This is a genomic window from Microcoleus sp. Pol11C2 (assembly GCF_036701505.1).
Lineage (GTDB): Bacteria > Cyanobacteriota > Cyanobacteriia > Cyanobacteriales > Microcoleaceae > Microcoleus.
The window spans coordinates 29,760-47,944 of record NZ_JAUBQX010000046.1 but is presented as its reverse complement, the minus strand read 5'-3'; the positions used below and the strand labels follow the sequence as shown (position 1 = coordinate 47,944).

11 protein-coding genes and 1 tRNA gene are annotated in these 18,185 nt (G+C 46.7%); 6 read left to right on the top strand and 6 right to left on the bottom strand.

Annotated elements, in window-relative coordinates:
- The first annotated feature begins 670 nt into the window (after window positions 1-670).
- Both QUA42_RS21720 and radC read left to right on the top strand, forming a co-directional pair.
- Window positions 671-1,294, top strand: a complete 624-nt coding sequence (locus QUA42_RS21720; RefSeq protein ID WP_333139976.1) for an excalibur calcium-binding domain-containing protein — start codon at window positions 671-673, stop codon at window positions 1,292-1,294.
- Window positions 1,295-1,416: 122 nt separating this feature from the next.
- Window positions 1,417-2,148: a RadC family protein gene (gene radC, locus QUA42_RS21715; protein ID WP_333127827.1), complete on the top strand. Its 732-nt coding sequence runs from the start codon at window positions 1,417-1,419 to the stop codon at window positions 2,146-2,148.
- A 32-nt stretch (window positions 2,149-2,180) separates the two neighbouring features.
- Here the strand turns inward: radC and QUA42_RS21710 are convergent, their stop codons facing one another.
- Entirely contained in the window at window positions 2,181-2,309 is a 129-nt protein-coding gene (locus tag QUA42_RS21710; RefSeq protein WP_333041245.1) for a hypothetical protein, read from the bottom strand.
- Window positions 2,310-2,465: 156 nt separating this feature from the next.
- Here QUA42_RS21710 and QUA42_RS21705 point away from each other — a divergent pair, with 156 nt between their 5' ends.
- Window positions 2,466-2,804, top strand: a complete 339-nt coding sequence (locus QUA42_RS21705; protein ID WP_015176985.1) for a DUF1815 family protein — start codon at window positions 2,466-2,468, stop codon at window positions 2,802-2,804.
- Window positions 2,805-3,632: 828 nt separating this feature from the next.
- On the opposite strand, the gene QUA42_RS21700 is transcribed toward QUA42_RS21705, so the two are convergent.
- Window positions 3,633-4,679: an endonuclease/exonuclease/phosphatase family protein gene (locus QUA42_RS21700; protein WP_333139974.1), complete on the bottom strand. Its 1,047-nt coding sequence runs from the start codon at window positions 4,677-4,679 to the stop codon at window positions 3,633-3,635.
- Between the two features lie 252 nt (window positions 4,680-4,931).
- On the opposite strand from QUA42_RS21700, the gene QUA42_RS21695 reads away from it, so the two are divergent.
- The 3 genes from QUA42_RS21695 to QUA42_RS21685 all read left to right on the top strand — a co-directional run bounded on the left by QUA42_RS21695 (window position 4,932) and on the right by QUA42_RS21685 (window position 8,339).
- A complete protein-coding gene (locus QUA42_RS21695; protein WP_333139972.1) occupies window positions 4,932-5,411 on the top strand; it encodes a DUF4079 domain-containing protein in 480 nt (159 codons plus the stop codon).
- A gap of 210 nt (window positions 5,412-5,621) precedes the next feature.
- The gene (locus tag QUA42_RS21690; protein ID WP_333139970.1) at window positions 5,622-8,192 is read left to right on the top strand and encodes a ComEC/Rec2 family competence protein; all 2,571 of its coding nucleotides are present in this window, start codon (window positions 5,622-5,624) and stop codon (window positions 8,190-8,192) included.
- A 60-nt stretch (window positions 8,193-8,252) separates the two neighbouring features.
- Window positions 8,253-8,339: transfer RNA gene (locus QUA42_RS21685), tRNA-Ser, on the top strand.
- Window positions 8,340-8,759: 420 nt separating this feature from the next.
- Here the strand turns inward: QUA42_RS21685 and QUA42_RS21680 are convergent.
- From QUA42_RS21680 to QUA42_RS21665, 4 genes are all read right to left on the bottom strand, one after another.
- Complete coding sequence (locus QUA42_RS21680) at window positions 8,760-14,231, bottom strand: AAA family ATPase (protein ID WP_333139968.1); 5,472 nt, start codon at window positions 14,229-14,231, stop codon at window positions 8,760-8,762.
- Between the two features lie 619 nt (window positions 14,232-14,850).
- Window positions 14,851-16,326 (bottom strand): NAD(P)/FAD-dependent oxidoreductase, encoded by a 1,476-nt coding sequence (locus QUA42_RS21675; RefSeq protein WP_333139966.1) that lies wholly within the window; start codon window positions 16,324-16,326, stop codon window positions 14,851-14,853.
- Window positions 16,327-16,487: 161 nt separating this feature from the next.
- Window positions 16,488-17,756, bottom strand: coding sequence for a threonine-phosphate decarboxylase (locus QUA42_RS21670; RefSeq protein WP_333139964.1), 1,269 nt, complete (start codon window positions 17,754-17,756; stop codon window positions 16,488-16,490).
- Window positions 17,757-17,771: 15 nt separating this feature from the next.
- Window positions 17,772-18,080: an HU family DNA-binding protein gene (locus QUA42_RS21665; RefSeq protein WP_278187376.1), complete on the bottom strand. Its 309-nt coding sequence runs from the start codon at window positions 18,078-18,080 to the stop codon at window positions 17,772-17,774.
- Between the last annotated feature and the right edge of the window lie 105 nt (window positions 18,081-18,185).

Here is an 18,185-nt window from a genome sequence, read left to right as displayed (position 1 = left end):
AGGACTTGATTTATTGTGGATTTTAGTTATGATGTTGATTTGCGCCTTCATCTTTCCCGTTTTCCCCTAGTTTTCTTAGCTTGATGCTCGACTAGGTTTTCTCACCTGAATGGATAGTAAGTTGTCAGCGATAGGGGATTAAAGTGCGAACTCTAACCCAGATGGGTTTACCCTATTGCTGCTAGTCATCCCCCCTTTCGGGTTTCGACTAAACGAATCGCACCTACTCATTTACTGCAATTAAAAACCCCGGTTTATAGGCGTCGGAGTGCGATCGCGAACTGTAGGAAAAAATCGTGGCTTTAGTAAGGAGAAATACCCTAACAGGACTTACGCAAAAAACCCGGTTTATTCCACTACTCGTCGCTTTTTCGATAAATATTGACGAAGCAACCGGGTTTTTGGTCTTTGAGTGCGTCCAGGACTGACTCAGAAACGGGGTTGCACTAGGGTCAGGTGTCCAACGTTCTAGTTTACTTCGTAAATCATAGGGATTTGTGAGTCGATCGGTAGATAAATAAGCAAGTTAACTTCTCAGGACTTACGCACAGGGATTAAAAAACTCAGGTGGTTTAAACAAATATCCTTCGTGCTTAACCCCGGATTTTGGTAAAAGAAACCCGGTTTCTGCGTCCTGGATGACTTCTCTTTTTTACTGCTAAAAATCGCTATGTTTAATTTTTTCGTATTAAGCTTTCTATTGTCGATACCTGCCTTCTTTCTGGGTATTGTTAATCCGAAATGGGTGGGCGCACCAACCCGCAAGCGATCGGCCGCGATGTACGGCGGGTTGATGGCGGCTTCGTTTGTACTTGTTGGCGTCACCGCACCCAATCCGTCTCAGGAAGTTTCAGTGGCGCTTCCGGCCCCAAGCGATCCGCTAGTATCCTCTCAAACCGCTAAGCCGTCACCGCTTTCGGCAGCGCCGACACTGAAGCCGGAGACTGTGAAAATGCCGACACCAACACCGAAACCTGCAATTTCTGCTCCCACACCTACACTTGCCAAACCAGAACCCGATCGCAAATTGCCATCTTCAGTCAAATCTGTTGAACGAACCGCAGAGATTGCTCTTGATGCACAGCAACCAAAGAAAGACACCAAGAAAGTTATTGACGAGTCTTCTAAAGCGAAGGTTAAAAGTGCCGATTTTCCGAGTTGCGTTAACTCGGATTGCAACTGTTCTGACTTTGCGACTCAGGCCGAAGCGCAGCGAGTTTTAGAAGCATATCCGGGCGATCCTTTTAAGCTCGATCGAGATCGAGACTCTATCGCTTGCGAAACGCTAGGTTAGATTTGCTCTGCCAACAGCCTCGGTTAAGGATGAAGGCTTTTTTGGGTGATTGTACGAATTGAAGAACGCAAATCGATCGGCTAAAATTGTCTAATTGTTGAGCTTGCGGTGCGGGTGCAGCTATGACTTACAGCTTGAGAATTGTCGATTTGCCAACGAGTGAACGGCCACGGGAACGGTTGATGGCGGGTGGCCCGAAAAGTTTGGCGACTGCAGAATTGATTGCGATTCTCCTGGGTACTGGTCAGGGACCCGGCAAACTTTCCGCCGTCGGGCTCGGACAGTATATTTTAAATCAGTTGAGTTTGCACCACCGCGATCCTCTGGCTGTGCTACGCAGTATTAGCGTTCAGGAGTTGACGCAGATTCACGGGATTGGCCCTGCTAAGGCGACTTCGATTTTGGCGGCGGTGGAGTTGGGGAAGCGGGTGTTTCAGTCGCGGCCGCCGGAAATGGCTGTGGTTGACTCTCCGCAAGCGGCGGCGGATGCCCTGAGTCAGGATTTGATGTGGCAGTCTCAGGAACGTTTTGCTGTGGTGTTGCTGGATGTGAAAAATCGGCTGCTGGGTACTCAGGTAATTACGATCGGCACAGCAACGGAAACTTTGGCTCACCCACGGGATATTTTTCGCGAGGTGATCCGCCAGGGGGCGACGCGGGCGATTATCTCGCACAATCACCCATCGGGGATTGTGGAACCCAGCCCGGAGGATATTGCTTTGACGCGACAGTTGCTGGCGGGAGCGCAGTTTTTGTCGATTCCGCTACTGGATCACTTGATTTTGGGGAATGGCGATTTTCGGAGCTTGCGGCAGACGACGACGCTTTGGGACGAGTACCCGCAGGGTGATTGAACTCTTATACTTAACTAATTTCATTACTATCATTAGTTATTTGTATCTTTGGGCTCTCCGACGGCTGAATCACCCGTGACAGCAGGCAAATTTTCCGGCTGGAGTACCCCGCTAGAGCCTGTTTTGGCTGAATGTCGCTGCTGATACTTCGTTTCGATCACAACTCGGTTAATCTAGTATAGGTAGGCTGAAGAGGTCGCTAATCCGATTTTTTTTGAGCATACTAAACGTATACTGAGCCAGCACCTAAATACCCACTTATTAAGAAATTATTAAATGGGATGTAAAATACACGGTGTGGTGATAGGAGGAGAACTGTGTTTCTGAGACTTGCAGAACAACACCGTAAATTCGTTCAAGATTTGGTAATGAACCTTCAAGCTTTAGCGATCGTGCTAGAGCATCGGGGTTATCTGGCCTCCTGCTACACTTGCGGGGGTCAGATGAACAGTGCCTCATTTATGGTCAGTTTGACGGACAACCATCTGATTCGATTTTTAGTGTCAGATTACGGTATCACTTGGACTGAGATGCGGGACGACCGCGAACTGATGAAACTAGAAGGTGCAGAAGCGATTAATCAGTTACAAGAACTGGCAAATCTCGTAAAGTATCAAATCCAACCTTCGGAAGCTACTTTAGCGACGGCGCAGTGAGTGTAGCGATTGCACGGTTCCGAGGAAGACGACGCAAGAAAGTCAGTGCTTGTCTGCTAAAACCGAATCCCCAGCGAGTTAGTTGAGAGGGTTCATTTAGGTACACAGCGATGGCTGCTCAACAGCCAAGGGGTGCTATCAGGGTGCCTTGAGACTGTTTAGCGCTCAGTCGCTCGAAGTGAGCCTGGGCAGACTGCATACTTTATGCCAGAAGTCTCAAACTTGGAACCTCTAGTTTTTTTTCAGTTGTTAATTTTCTCTTGAGAGCGATTAGCAAAATGTAGAAGTGGGAGTGCTCGTCCGCTGCGATGTTAATTTCTAACTTTGGCATTCAAAAGTCAAGGAATTGAAATTAACTTTGAGCAGGCAGGTAGGATTTAACATCCAGAGTGAGAATGAGGCTGTGAAGATTGGGTGAAGCGCAGACCCAGGGCTATGGCATACGGGCGATTCAGCAGTCAAGTGCAAAGCCAGTAAGGCTTAATTCGAGCCATTCGTCTGTGCTTGGTTGAAAACATCTTCATTTGTCTAAAATTCCCTGTTTGTATAGTCGCGCATTCCATGAGACTGTTGGCGAATCAATACTTTGTTTCTTTGGGGGGTTTAATAATGAACCGCCAAGACGCCAACTACGCCAAAAAGGAAGAAGAAAGAGGAAGAAGGATAGAAAAATTAATTGCGGGCAATTATCCGGACACGCTCTAAGAGGGGTGCGACGGGAGCAAATGTGAGGTGTCACCCTTCACGGATTCGCCAACAGCATCACGGCGCGGAGCTTAAATTGATACCAATGCCCTTGTGGTTGCCCCACCAAATGTTGCCAACCCCCTACACTCGTCCTAATTCCGGTTGCATCCGCAGTTGGGCCGACAGCGGCAGATGCTCTGAACCAATTGGCGGTAAAACCTTGGCTGATTTCGCCCCCCAGTGGTGAGAATACCAAACATAGTCAAGCCTCACCAGGGGAAAAGTTAATTTCCAGTTTAACTGTTTAACCAGTAAACTCAGATCCCACCCGTGAGGAAAAGTAAAGCCAAAACCTACTCCTGCTGTTCGGAAAGCATCTTGCATAACGGCTCTTAAATAATAGTAGTCTTGAGATTGGTCAGTCAGATTAAAGTCCCCGGCAGCAATAGTCGGCAGCGTTTCTTTCTGGAGTCGCCGCACTAAATCTTGAATTTGTGCCGGTCGGTCGCCGTACTCGTAAACTGGGATTTTGAGGAAAGGCAAAATTTTATGCTGGCGAAACCACGGTGGGGTGGTTGAAATGTTATAAAGAACTACATCTTGCTGGTTCATTGCGATAATAGCTCGTTCCTGTGGTTCGTTCCCACCGGCTAGCTTTAACTTTTGGAAAGAGCGAATGGGATATCTGCTGAGAATCACATGGTATCCGCGCCCCAGGTTGTGCGGGTATAATGCTGCCAACTTAGAGAATACTTCTTTGGCGTAATCCTCCTTAATTTCTTGCAAACAAATGAGGTCTGGTTTTTCTTCCTCAATTAGGTTGACCAAAGCTTGTGGGGATTTGTGATGCCAGCCGAGGTTGAGAGAAAAAATCTTGAGGGTTGGCTGGGAGTCACTGATGTTCGCCGACTGGGGAGAAAAGTAGGTGACGTGTAGCCAACCCAGCAAACAGATACCAGCGACAGAGGAAACAATCGCGAACCAGCGTTTCTTTATGATAAAAAACCCTAGAATTGGCAGCAGGAAGATTGGCAAGAAAATCCAAGGAACAAAATCCCCCATCAAGGCAACCGGCCACAGCCTGTCCCAAAAGATCAGTCTCAGAATCAGATAGCCGACAATCAGTGCTGAGTAGGCGTAGGCGAGCAGTTGAGCAATTCGCTGCAAAAATCGGTAAGGCTTAATCATAGCGCCGTCTGCAATAGCATCCTCTTACGGATGTGGGGACAAAAAACTGGATACTGCTCAGCTCAAATTAACTGAAATGGCCGCTCCCCTGCTGAGGCTAGGGAATACACTTCTCCTGTGTCCGGCTCTTTTATTTTATACAGACTTCTGGCTGGAAACAGTGATTGAAAATCGCGATCGATATATTGCTATTTAGAGTAAGTTGTTGGTTAAATCAAAATTAGCGATCGCAAAGTTAGGAATCTCAAGCAAATGATCAATCTCAGCGAACTACTAGAACCCATCGCCAGTCAATTTCGCAGTCTGGGAATTCCCGAACCAATTACCCATTGGGGACACCCTGTAATGATGGGGATCGTGGTGGTGGCGATGGGCAGTTTTGTCGGGTATACGGGATGGCAGGGACGTTTGGCCACCGATAAAGATGTCGCACTCAAAAGTCGCTCGGATCACCGCAAGCTTGCACCATGGATGTTTCTATTTCTAGCTTTGGGTTATACAGGCGGCTTGCTATCGCTGGTGATGCAGCACCAGCCAGTCATGGAAAGCCCGCATTTTTGGACAGGTTCGACAGTGCTGGTTTTGCTGGCTATGGGCAGCTTGATTTCGCTGACGGGTTTTGGGGGCAATAAGCTAGCACTGCGCGCGGTTCACGCTTATTTAGGCACGACGGCTCTTGCACTTATGGTGCTGCACGCGGCTTTCGGTTTAAAATTGGGGCTGTCTATTTAGAAGAGGAAGAGGAAGGGGAACGGGAAGGGAAAGAATGTAAGGAAAGAAATTTTGCCATAACTTACGCATCGGTAGCAGAAACCAGGTTTTTTATCGAAATACACGGCGTTTAGTCATTTATCTCCGTTGAAAAACCCGCTTTCGTTGGTAAGGAGTGCATAATTTCGGCATAGGTTTCCATGAAAGATTCCCCCTCTAAATTGCTAATTAATGAATCAAGCAACGGGTGTCATCTTCTGTCTTGCCTACATTTTGGGATTGATTTCTACAGCGGTTCCTTGGGGTAGATACGCAATACTTGCTTTGGGAATAGCGGTAGCTATCGCCCTGCCAAAATTGTTGCAAAAATTTACTAAAAATTCTGTCAAAGTCACCAAGACAAGACGCAGCAGACAAAAAGAAAATGCTCTTGAAGAACCCTTAGATGCGAGGGAAGAGTTGAGTTTGTTGGAGAGGCTGCCGAGAGCGAAATGGGTGTGGGCAGTTGCGGGTTTGCTGGCATTTCTAGCTAGCGTTTATTTTGCAGTTCGATCGCCCCAACCGGCAATAGATGACATCAGCAAACTGATTCCGGCTGGCGGAAACACTCAAGAAGTGGCAGTGACAGTTCGCGGTAGAGTTGTTAGTACGCCTCGATTGACTCGATCGGGTCGATCGCAATTTTGGCTAGAAACCGATTTAGTTAGCCAAATCAACGGCGGCGAGGGAGGAGTAGTGGTCAACCGCCCAGTATCAGGCAAACTCTACGTTACAGTGCCCCTCCTGCAAGCAACAAGTTTGTACGCCGACAATACGATCGCAGTGGTGGGATCCTTGTACAAACCGCAGCCGCCGTCGAATCCGGGGGCTTTTGATTTTCAAGCATATTTAGCCAGAGAAGGAGCTTTTGCAGGGCTCAAAGGCCGTCAAATTGACTGGACGAGAGAAAAGGCGATCGCGGATGTAAATCGAGTTAACAACCAAGCGGATGCTTTCTGGGAGCCCAGCGGGATGCGGCCATCGAAACTTCAAGCGATGCGGCAGCGGATAGTGCGATCGCAACTATCGCAGTTAAAGGTTCCCGAAGGGCCTTTGATCAGTGCGATCGCCCTCGGCAAACAAGCAGTAGATTTACCTTACAACATCCGCGACTATTTTGTGCAGGCTGGATTAGCCCACGCGATCGCAGCTTCCGGCACTCAAGTTTCGATGGTTTTGGCTTTAGTTCTAGCTTTAACCAGGCGTTTTTCCAAACAATTGCAATTTAGCTTTGGCGTCGGTGCTTTATTTTTGCTCGTGGGGCTAACTGGCTTTGAACCATCAGTATGCCGCGCCGCTTTGATGGGATTTGGAACACTATTTGCTGTGGTTCTGAGCCGCCAAGTTAAGCCGCTGGGATTGCTGTTAATTGCTGCTACTATTTTACTGCTAGTTAACCCTTTGTGGATTTGGGATTTAGGTTTTCAACTGAGTTTTTTGGCCACTTTGGGGTTAATAGTGACAACGCCGCCACTGATGGCAAAGTTGGACTGGATACCGCCCGCGATCGCTTCGATTATTGTGGTTCCGATCGCCGCTTCAATTTGGGTGCTGCCGCTGCTACTTTACGTTTTTAGCGTGGTATCACCTTACAGCATTTTAGTTAATATTATTGCCGCTCCTTTGCTGTGGATTTTGAGTATTGGGGGGATGGTTAGCGCTTTAGCTGGATTGATTTTTCCGCCCGCTGGCAGTGTTTTAGCACAACTGCTGGACTATCCGGCAAAGGGGTTAATTGCGATCGCCGAATATTTCTCGCAATTACCCGGTAATTCGGTAGCTGTCGGTCAAGTATCGGTGTTTCAGCTAATAGCGCTTTACAGTTTAATTTGCTGGGTTTGGATCGGGGGAAGAAAGAAGAAGGAAGAAGGAAGAAGGAAGAAGGAAGAGGGAAGAAGGAAGAAGGAAGAAAGAAGAAAGAAGAAGGGTAAAAGTAGAGTTGTTTCGCTGCCGAGTTTTTCATCGGCTTGGATTTTGCCGCTGGCGCTTGTAGCGGGAATAAGTATCATAGTTTTGCCAGCTTGGCACGTTCAGTCATCTTTATTTCAAGTTACTTTGCTAGCGACATCTGGCGAGCCTGTTTTAGTAATTCAAGATCGGGGAAAAGTGGCGCTAATTAATAGCGGTGATGAAAATACCGTAAGGTTTACAGTGTTGCCTTTTTTGCAGCAGCAAGGAGTTAATTCTGTGAATTTTGCGATCGCCACTCACGGTCATTTAGGTTTGAGCAGTGGTTGGGGAAAATTACTAGAACGCTTGCCAATTAAAACATTTTATGATAATAAGGCTCCGAAACAAATTCACCGTGGCAACAATCAGGAATTTATGACGGCTGTGCAATCTCGCCAAGGCGTTTACTTTCCTTTAGAAACTAACAGTACAGTTGATCTGGGTTCGACGCGGTTGCAGTTGGTGAATGCGGAGATTCCGGTGGTAGAATTCCTGGTGGGAAATCGAACTTGGTTGCTCGTCGGTGAAATGACACCGGAAGCGCAAAAACAATTGGCAGCAACGGGAACCTTGAAGCCGGCTCAAGTGCTGTGGTGGTCAGGAAAAGCCCTGACGGCTGAGTTATTGGGCGCAGTTGGGCCGCAAGTGGCGATCGCATCTGCTGACGAAATCGACCCAGAAACCGCAGCCCAACTGCGCCAAAGCAAAACTCAGATATTCTGGACAGGGCGCGACGGAGCCCTCCAGTGGACTCCCACAGGGGGATTTAAGACGACTCTGGAATCGGAAGAAAATCAAACTTCTTTTTTATAAAGATTTACAATCTGGCGCACTGTGCGGTAAAATACTTTTAGCTCACATCTCAAATCACTTGGAGAGGTGGCAGAGCGGTTGAATGCGGTAGACTCGAAATCTACTTTAGGGGTAACTCTAACGTGGGTTCAAATCCCACCCTCTCCGTACATCTCAGCGTCAAGCGTCAAGCGCGCACCTTATTAACTTAGGGTGCGCGCGCCTTATCATATTATGAAATTTAACTCCACAATCTCAGTAGCATGATAGCTGCTTTCATTTCGGTAAGGTAGAGGCTTAAAATCTCAAGGAAACTCTTAAGTCAAAACAGGGCACAAAAAAAGGGAAGAGTGTTGGTAAAGCGGACGGTTCCAAACCGCTGTCTCAATCACGAATAAGGTGCGGGCGGATGATGGGGGAATTAGTCTAGATTCTTTGTTTCCCTAGTTTGTAGTCGCTAGTTCCTAGCAAGAGAATCCTTAACCTGTTGCTCGTTCCCCGCTCTCCATTCCCTCTTTCTTCTAATAAGGGGGCTTGATAATTGCGAGGCGGCGCTGCTAATTGCGCTAAAGACCTACTACGAACTGCTCACACCGGAATAGAAATCACAAACTCCGAACCCTGTCCCAAGGAAGAATTCACCACTAATGTACCTCCATGTTTTTCTACAACAATTTGGTGGGCTATAGACAATCCTAATCCAGTTCCTTGACCCACAGACTTAGTTGTGAATAAGTGGTTAAAGATGTTTTCCTTGACTTCGTTCGACATCCCCACTCCATTATCCTTAATGCGAATCAAAACCTGATTGTGATCTTCGCTCAGAGCAGTTTGAACCGTGATTTGATTAGGTCGGGCTTTAATTTCCTTAAAAGTGCGCTCCTTATTTGACTCCTCCAGAGCGTCAATGGCATTTGCCAGTACGTTCATAAATACCTGGTTTAACTGTCCGGGAAAGCATTTCACTAGGGGCAAGTTACCATACTCTTTCACAACTTCAATGGCAGGGCGGAACTCGCTGGCTTTTAAACGGTGCTTGAGAATCAGGAGAGTGCTTTCGATCCCGTCGTGAATATTGAAAGAAACTGGTCGATCGCTATCTGCCCTGGAAAACGTTCTCAGACTCGTACTGATATTGCGAATGCGCTCGACTCCTTCCTTCATCGAGCCAATTAACTTGGGCAAATCTTCTCGCAAATACTCCAAGTCTATGGTCTCGATTTTTTCTTCAACTTTAGCTCCTGGCTTGGGAAAACTATCTTGATATACATCGATTAGCTCGAACAAATCTTGTAGGTATTCTTGAGCAGGTTGCAAGTTGCCAGCGATAAAGCCTACGGGATTGTTAATTTCGTGGGCTACCCCTGCGACTAAATTGCCGAGAGCAGACATTTTCTCACCCTGCACCAATTGCAGTTGCATCTGTTTGAGATCGTGGATAGATTGCTCTAGTTTTTGGGCATATTCCTGAGATTGTTGATAGAGTCGGGCGTTCTGTAAGGAAATTGCTGCTTGGGAACACAGGATATTGAGGATGGCGACGCGATCGCCTGTGAATACCCCTGTTGCTAAATTATTTTCCAAATACAAAATCCCCATCATTTTCCCTCGCTCGCTGATTGGAGTGCAAAGCAGGCTCTGAGGTTGGTGTTGGATTATGTAGGGGTCAGATGCAAATCTTGGTTGATTGCTAGCATCATCAAAAATCAGGGTTTCTTTTGTACGCTTGACGTAGTTGAGCAGGCTCAGAGGAATCACTTCGCTCTCTTCAACCGGAATTGATTGCAGAAGGCAGTCTTGACGGTTTGTGCAGTGGACGTTGAGCCTCCAGTTTCCCTCTTCATTCAAAATTAATGCTCCGCTTTGTGCTCCGGCATTCTTCACCACCACTTGCAGGAGGGTAGTGAGCAATTGATCGAGTTTAATTTCGCTAGATAGAGCTTGAGAAGCTTTGATAACTGTCGGCAAATCTACTAAGCCCCAACTGCTGGTGCTACCGATAATTGTTCTATTCGTGTTAGATACGGATGATTCACTATGGGTGGATGTGTAAATTGTTTCGCTCGGATTCTGGCAAGTTCGCTCCTGTTGCAGGATCACAGCAAGCAATTGAGGATAGCGCTGTTCTAGATGGTCAATCTTTGCTTTTGCTCCCCAACGAGCGTAAGCATAGTAAGCATCAATTAAATATGGTTTGGCAATTTTTTCTTTGCCCCATGACAAATAAAATTTGGTGGCTAGTTCGTGAGCAAGTGCTTCCTCGTTGAGGTATCCGTTCTCTTTTGCGAGAGCAATAGCCTTGTCGTACATCTCAAGCGCTTCTATTTTTTCGCCTAACACCCGATGCCGTTCTGCCTCCACTAGATAGAATTTATGCAGATGATTCATGGGGGCATGATGTGCCCATTTCTGCATTTTTTCTTGATTAGCTTGTACTCGGTCGAGAAGTTCCTTTTTGTCTGAAAAGGGAGTATTCAAGTATACCGACAGCCGCACCAGAGAATCATAGAAATAGAAGATAGCCAAAGTTATCTGTCCTGTAGCTGCACCCAAATAACTTTCTACTCGATCGATGTTTTCCAGTGCTTCCGAGTAATGCTCAAATAAATAACAAAGTACAATCTTGTTCAAGTAGAGGTAATGAAGTGCTACTCCATGATTACTTTGCTGGTGTAGCGGCAGCATTTTATCTTCGTCGTAAACTTCACCCTTTAAGTGACAGGGATTTTCCACCCGTCCCATCATGTTTAAGGCACTTTGCCAAAATACTTCTACAAAATGAAGCGGTGTTTCTTGCTTAATTTTCAGAACTGCTTCCCAGTATATTGCCATTTCTCGTTCCAGTTGCGTTAATGGCTTACCACTAAAATACGAGTGATTAATATATACGCTAATACTATAGCCAGCAAATTCTAACTCTCCGGTTTCCAGGCCAATAAAGTATGCTGAAAGCAAAAGTTCTACTGTATTCTTGAGATGTTCTTTCCAATGTTGAACGCCACCAGCAACTATGTACTGCGTCTTGGCAGCGATTGCTTTAGCATTTAACTTCGGCACCAAAGATAAAGCTAATTGACCGAACTGATAGCCTGTATCTATATCTCCCATCGCACAGAGCAGATAAGCATACTGAGCATAAGCTGGGGGAGATACAGAAGCATTGCCATATAAGACAGATAAATCGACCTGTTTGCAAATTACTAAAGGCACTAGGGACGGCAGCGCTATGTAGGCAGAGGAAAATAGAGTTGACAGAATCCTAATAGTTGCTAGCTGATGCGGATCTGTCATTTGAGGGAGATCGATTAAATTCTCAATTTGCTTTCCGCTCAAAATTGAAGTGGTTTGGGTCAGCGCGTGTCCGATATCAGATTGATTTGGCGAGTTGGGAAACTCTATTCCGAGCAGCTTTAACACTTGTAGCCCCATACCTAGTGCTTCTTGTAGCTTATTCTGCCCCATATAAGCTTGCATTTGCACTTCGTACACCCTCACTTTGTCCAGCAGCGATATAGGTTGTTGCAACACTCTTATAGCTAATATCTCCATTTCTTCAAAATCGCCGTTCAGATAAGCGGCTTCTGCTGCTTCTTCATGCAGCGTCAAAGTTAGTTGATACTGACTCTCCCAGCTATTTGCTGTCAGTAATTCCCTTCCCGCGTTCAAATATTCAACCGCAGCAGAATAGGCTGTAGCAGCTTTGGCTTTCTTTCCAGCAACCAGATTCAACTGTGCTAATTGCTCTTGTTCTGCTTCCTGGGTAATTAGCTCAACTCCCACATTTAAGTGGTTGACAATATCAAAGATTCTTTCTTCTCGTTCGGCTTCTGGCGTATTATTTAATAACAGTTGACCAATTCTTAAATGAGTCGATCGCTTTTGGTCTTCAGGGATCAAAGAATAAGCAGCTTGTTGGACGCGATCGTGTAAGAATCTGTATTTGGGTAATTGGTCAGGGGTAATGGGTAATGGGATAGATTTGTCCCTAGTACCGTTTTCCCCGTTTTCATTCCCCTCTGTCTGGTAAAACTTATAAACCTCGCTAATGGGCAATATTAGCCCCTCTTGCAGAGCTTTCCACAGGTTAAGTGCAGTTTGCTCAAGTGATTTTTCATCCACAATCGCCAAGGTTGCTAGGTCAAATTGATTGCCAATACAGGCGGCCAACCTCAAAACTTCTTGAGTTGGGATGGGCAACTTCCGTAACTGAATTGCCACGAATTCTACTACATCATCTGTCAGCGCTAATGTTCGTACTTTGGCAATATCGCACTGCCAGTAACCGCTATCAAAATTAAACGAAATTAATCCATCTTCATGCAAGGATTTGAGAAATTGCGTGCTGAAAAACGGATTGCCTTTAGTTTTCTGATAAACCAGTTCGGTTAAAGGCTGTGCTAGTGCTTTTGAACAACCAAGAGTATCGGCGATTAAACGATTTATATCCGACTGCTGGAGCGGCGCTAGAGTAATGGTATTCACCGTTGCTGAGGCTTTGTCAAGGTCTGCCAAGGTCAGTATTAACGGATGTGCTGGAAAAACTTCGTTATCCCGATAAGCTCCAATTAAGAAAAGATAACGGCTCCCCACGTTGCTCATTAAAAGCTGTATCAACTTTAACGAGCCTGAGTCTGCCCATTGCAAATCATCCAAGAAAATAACTAGGGGATGTTCCTGGGTGGTAAAAACTTGAATGAATTTTTCAAACAGCAGATTGAAGCGATTCTGGGCGGCACTGCCGGAGAGTTCTGCTACGGGAGGTTGTTCTCCAATCAAAAACTTTAATTCGGGTACAACTTCCACAATTGCTCCCGCATTTTCGCCCAAAGTGGCTAAGATTTCTGACTTCCACTGCTCGATTTTTGCGTCTGGTTCCGATAGCAACTGCCCGAGTAAATCTCGAAAGGCTTGGACAAAAGCTGAGAAGGGAAGGTTGCGTTGAAATTGGTCGAATTTGCCTTTAATAAAGTAGCCGCGCTGCCGGACAATGGGTTTGTGAACTTCGTTGACGACAGCGGTTTTACCAATGCCAGAGAAACCAGAAACGAGCATCATTTCAGTGCTACCTGCACTCACGCGGTCAAAGGCAGCTAGCAGGGAGAATACTTCGCTTTCCCGACCGTACAATTTTTCCGGGATAAAGAAGCGATCGCACAAATCTCGCTGTCCTAATTTAAAGGATGCAATCTCTCCCGTCTCTCTCCACTGCTGCCAACAAGTTTCTAAGTCGTACTTGAGTCCTAGGGCGCTTTGATAGCGGTCTTCCGCATTCTTCGCCATCAGTTTGCTGACAATCTCCGACAGCACCAATGGAACGCTCTGGTTGACTATTGAGACTGCCAGTGGTTGCTTAGCAAGGTGGCAGTGTACCAAATCCATTGGGTCATCCGTTTGGAAGGGTAACTTTCCTGTTAGTAATTCGTAGAATGTTACTCCCAGCGAGTAGAAATCTGTGCGGTAATCAATGCCTCGGTTCATGCGCCCAGTTTGTTCGGGAGATATGTAAGGTAAGGTGCCTTCGAGGACGTTGGGAGTTTGAATTTCTTGGGTTTCGCGCGGCAGCAGGGAAGCGATGCTGAAGTCAATCAGCTTGACTTGTTTGCTGCTGGGGTTAATCAGAATGTTGGCAGGTTTGAGGTCTTTATGGATGACTCGGTAGCGATAAAGTCCGTCGAGGGAGTTGGCAATTTGAATCGCAATAGGCAGAAAGTCGCTAACGGGGAAGCCTTCTAGGGGTTCGTTGCTCTCGGATGCTAGACGAGCGAGGTAGCTACATAAGGAAATTCCGCCAAAGTCTTCCATCACCAGAGCATAGTGGTTCTGGTAAGTCTCCAGGCTGTATGCCTTGACACTGCCGGGGATCTCTAAGTTTTTAGCAATGACGTACTGGTTGCGGAAGTGAACGAGTTCGTTGAAGCTGGGAAAGTTATTTCGCAGCATTTTGATCACGACCGGCTGCCCATTTTCCGAGCGAAGACCGCGATAAACTAGAGTTCGATTGCCTGCGTATATTTGCTCGTTAATGTGATACCCTAGGAAAAGTTTTGTGATGTTAATCATATCTACGTATTCCTACTGCTTCTGTCAAGCTAGAAGCTTCTTAGAGTTACTATCTACTATTTTCGCTCGCTCTCCTGTGCTATTCAGTCAAGTACATTTTTCTTAATATACTTTGGGGTTCAAATTATGAAAACACGAGTTTAAAACAATACTTTAATTTTTTATGTAAGAGCTATTTATACTTGAGTTAAGACTAAGTAGAAAACGAAGGAGGCTAAGGCTGATTAAACGACAGCAGTTTATAGAAGAGGAATTTAAGAGGCTAATCAGGTACTTAAGATTATTTTTGAAACCAATGCTTGAATGTGATCGCCTATTAAATCTAATGTCAAGTTTAGCTCAGAATTTAATCTGATCAGTACAATTCGGGCGACTCTGCATTTAAAGCAGGAAGCAGAGGAAATCGAGTTTGTGCGGCAGATGGCGGATCGGTAGGGAGTCATAGGCTCCAAGCTAAATTATTTGTCCAGATGCAACAACAAGCTGCCCCACTCTAATAAGTGAATCAGGAATTAAAGGCCCAAGTTCAGAAGCAGACTCTGGAATTAGCCCAAGTCAATTATATTTTGCCACTCACATACTTACCAATTACAAATTACCAATTACCCCTTTGATTGTTTCACTTCCAATACCTGCGCCAGTGAAACACATTCTCCCACAAATTCTGCATAAAAATATTACTGCCCAAGCGCTGCGACTCCCAAACAGCAGCAGTTTGACCGTTAATTGCCGAAAAACTCGACCAAATATAAGGAAGTTGGGCGATCGCCTCAACCTTCATCCCGTGACGCACAGCCAAGGCGATCGCGTGAATCAACTCAGCAGCTTGCGGCCCCACAATACTCGCTCCCAAAATCTCCCCGTTGCGACGCCCGACAATCTTACAAAAACCAGTTGTATCCCCGGACATTTGAGCTCTTTCAACATTCTTGAAATATTCCCGACAAACAATCAGATCGTCTCCAAAACGCCGCCTTGCTTGCGCTTCAGTCAAGCCCACCCTCGCCAATTGCGGATCAGAAAAAATCGCCCAAGGAATCCCGCGATAATCTATTTGAAACAGTGGCAAAAACAAAGCATTTTTCACAGCAACTGCAGCTTCGTAATTAGCGATGTGAGGGAACGGATAACCCCCAGCAACATCGCCGATCGCGTAAATTCGGTGATTAGTTGTTTGCAGCTTTTCATTTAAAATCACCCCCCGATCGCTGAATTTAACCTTAGCCGCTTCGAGATTTAACGATGAAAAATTGTGTCCTCTACCGGCGGCCAGAAAAATCTCCTCAGCTTCGATCGCCCTTGGCCCAGCTTGAATCCACTTTTTACCCTCAATCACCATAGCTTGAGTCACCTCAGTAGCAGTCAGAATTCGCACTCCTTCAGCTTCCATTGCAGCTTGAACCAACCCAGCAGCCTCCCGGTCTTCTTTAGCCAAAATGTGCGAACTTTTCACTACCAAAGTGACAGCAACCCCCAACCGGGCAAAAGTCTGAGCCACTTCGACACCGCTGGGATCGGCGCCGATTACAGCCAAACTTTTAGGCAACTGGGGAAGTTTTGCTAATTCCCCAACAGTTTCCGAAGTAAAAAAGCCAGCCGACGAAAGTCCTTCAATATTGGGAATCGCCGGCAAAGTTGGACAAGCTAGCAAATAACAGAGCGATCGCAATGAACGCCCGCCGACAACAAAAGCCAAATCCGGTTTCGCCACAAACTCGCCGTTGCCCAAAATAACATCGACCCCGCGAGCAGCCAAAAGGCCGAGAGAATCAATTTCTGACAAATTAGAAACAACATCATCTGCCCACTTGAGAACCCCGTCAAACCGCAATTTGAGCGGCATGGAGGAATTCGCCACTTCCCAGCGAACCCCCAACTGCTGGCGGCTGATCTGCTGGGCAAAACGAGCAGCCTCCCTCAAAGTTTGGCTGTATCTCAAACCAAGGTCGATCGACTCTTTCCCCCCACTCGGCAAATCTTGGGAATTACTTAGCGGTTCCACCAAAGCAACGCGAGCCGGGAAATTAGTTGCAGTCAAAGCAGCATAACGTCCGGCCGGAGTTCCACCAATAATCACTAAATCATAGTCAAGCATAAATAAAGAAGTCAGTTGTTAGCTATTTGTTAGTTATTTGTGATTGATTTATGAGTTATTTGTGATTGATTTATGAGTTATTTGTGATTGATTGTAAAGAGTCAACTGACAACTGACAACTGACAACAGTCAACTGTCAACTGTCAACTGTCAACTGTCAGCTAACGAATAACTTCGGCAAGTCCAGCAATCAGCCGCAGATTGTCCGCCCTTGAGCGCACAGCCACCCGAAAAAACCGATCGCCCAACTCAGGAAAACTCAAACAATCCCGAATCAAAATCCGGTGTCGTTCCAACAGACTTTTTTGAATTGAAGAAACCGACATCGACGACTCAACCAACAAGAAATTAGCCGCCCCTGCAAAAGGCTGCAAACCCGGCAAATTAGCCAAACCCTCAAATAGCTCTCGGCGAGCAATAGGCAGCCAATCCCAAGTTTGCCGCTCAAAAACAGTATCTCGCACCACAGCAGCAGCAGCCGCAGCAGCCAAAGCATTTACAGGCCAAGGATCGCGCAGCAACTGCCAGCGTCGCAGAATATCGGGATGGGCGATCGCGCAGCCCAACCGCAGTCCCGGCAGAGAATAGAATTTAGTGAGCGATCGTAAAATCACCAAATTCGGAAACTCCTCAACAGCACCGATCAAAGTTTCCTGCTCAGAAGGCGGTAGAAAGTCCATAAATGCCTCATCCACCACCACCATACCTAACTGCTTCACATAAGGCAAAATCGCCTCCCTAGCAAACAGCAAACCCGTAGGATTGTGCGGGTTGTTCAGGAGCAAACCTCGTCGATGATCATCGGCATCGAGAGCAAGAGGAACCGGGAGACGGAGAGAAGGGGAGACAAGGGAACGGTTAGAAACCGAAAAATCATCCGTTACTAACTCGTTTTCTGCCCCAGCGCCCAACGATTTGAGATCCAACTGAGATGTTGCACCATGCTCAATTACTTGTTTAGGGACAGGCAAAATGCCTGTTCCACAAGACAATTCATCTCTTGTGGAATGGGCATCTTGCCCGTTTTTGACAATGGTGGAAGATTGGAGCTCCAAAGGAAATTTCAGCACCTGCGCGCCGAAAGCCGAAAGAGCTCGCCAGTAATCGCCAAAAGCCGGAGTCACCAAATAAGTCGCCTCCAGCTTCGACAAATCCCAAGCCGCCCAAGTCAACAATTCCGCCGAACCATTCCCCGGTAAAATCCAATCCGGGTCAACATTCAAAGCCTCACCTAAAGCAGTCCTGAGCTCTCCATAATCCGGATCTGGGTAAGCCGTCAGACTGCTCAAGTGTGATTGAATCGCAGCCAGGGCCGACTCAGGAGGACCCAAAGGACTGATACTCGCAGAAAAATCGAGAATAGCAGAGGGAGGGCAGCCTGCCAGTGCGGCTGCCCAAGCTAAATTCCCACCGTGTACAGGTCTAATCAAGACTCAGTTCGCCAGCTATTCCGCGTTTTTCGGCGGTGCAACTCTGTCCTTAAACAACTTCCCTGCAGAAAATGCAGGAACTCGGGTTGCTGGGATTTCCATCTTGTCGCCAGTTTTGGGATTGCGACCCTCGCGGGCCTTGCGTTCCCGTGACTCAAACGAGCCAAAACCGACCAGCGTCACTTTGTCGCCATCGGAGACAGCTTCCATGATTGCTTCAAGGGCGGCACTCAAAACAGCATCTGCCTGTTTTTTCGTCACGCTAGCCTTTTCCGCGACTGCATCAACCAATTCACCTTTGTTCATTGCGAACTCCTTCTGGATTTGCAAAATTACGTTAAACAGAGTTAGTTCAACTATTAGCCGTGAGTTATCAACTGGATTGAGGTGTGGATTGGGAGCTTTGGGTGGTTCCCGATTTCTCCCGTC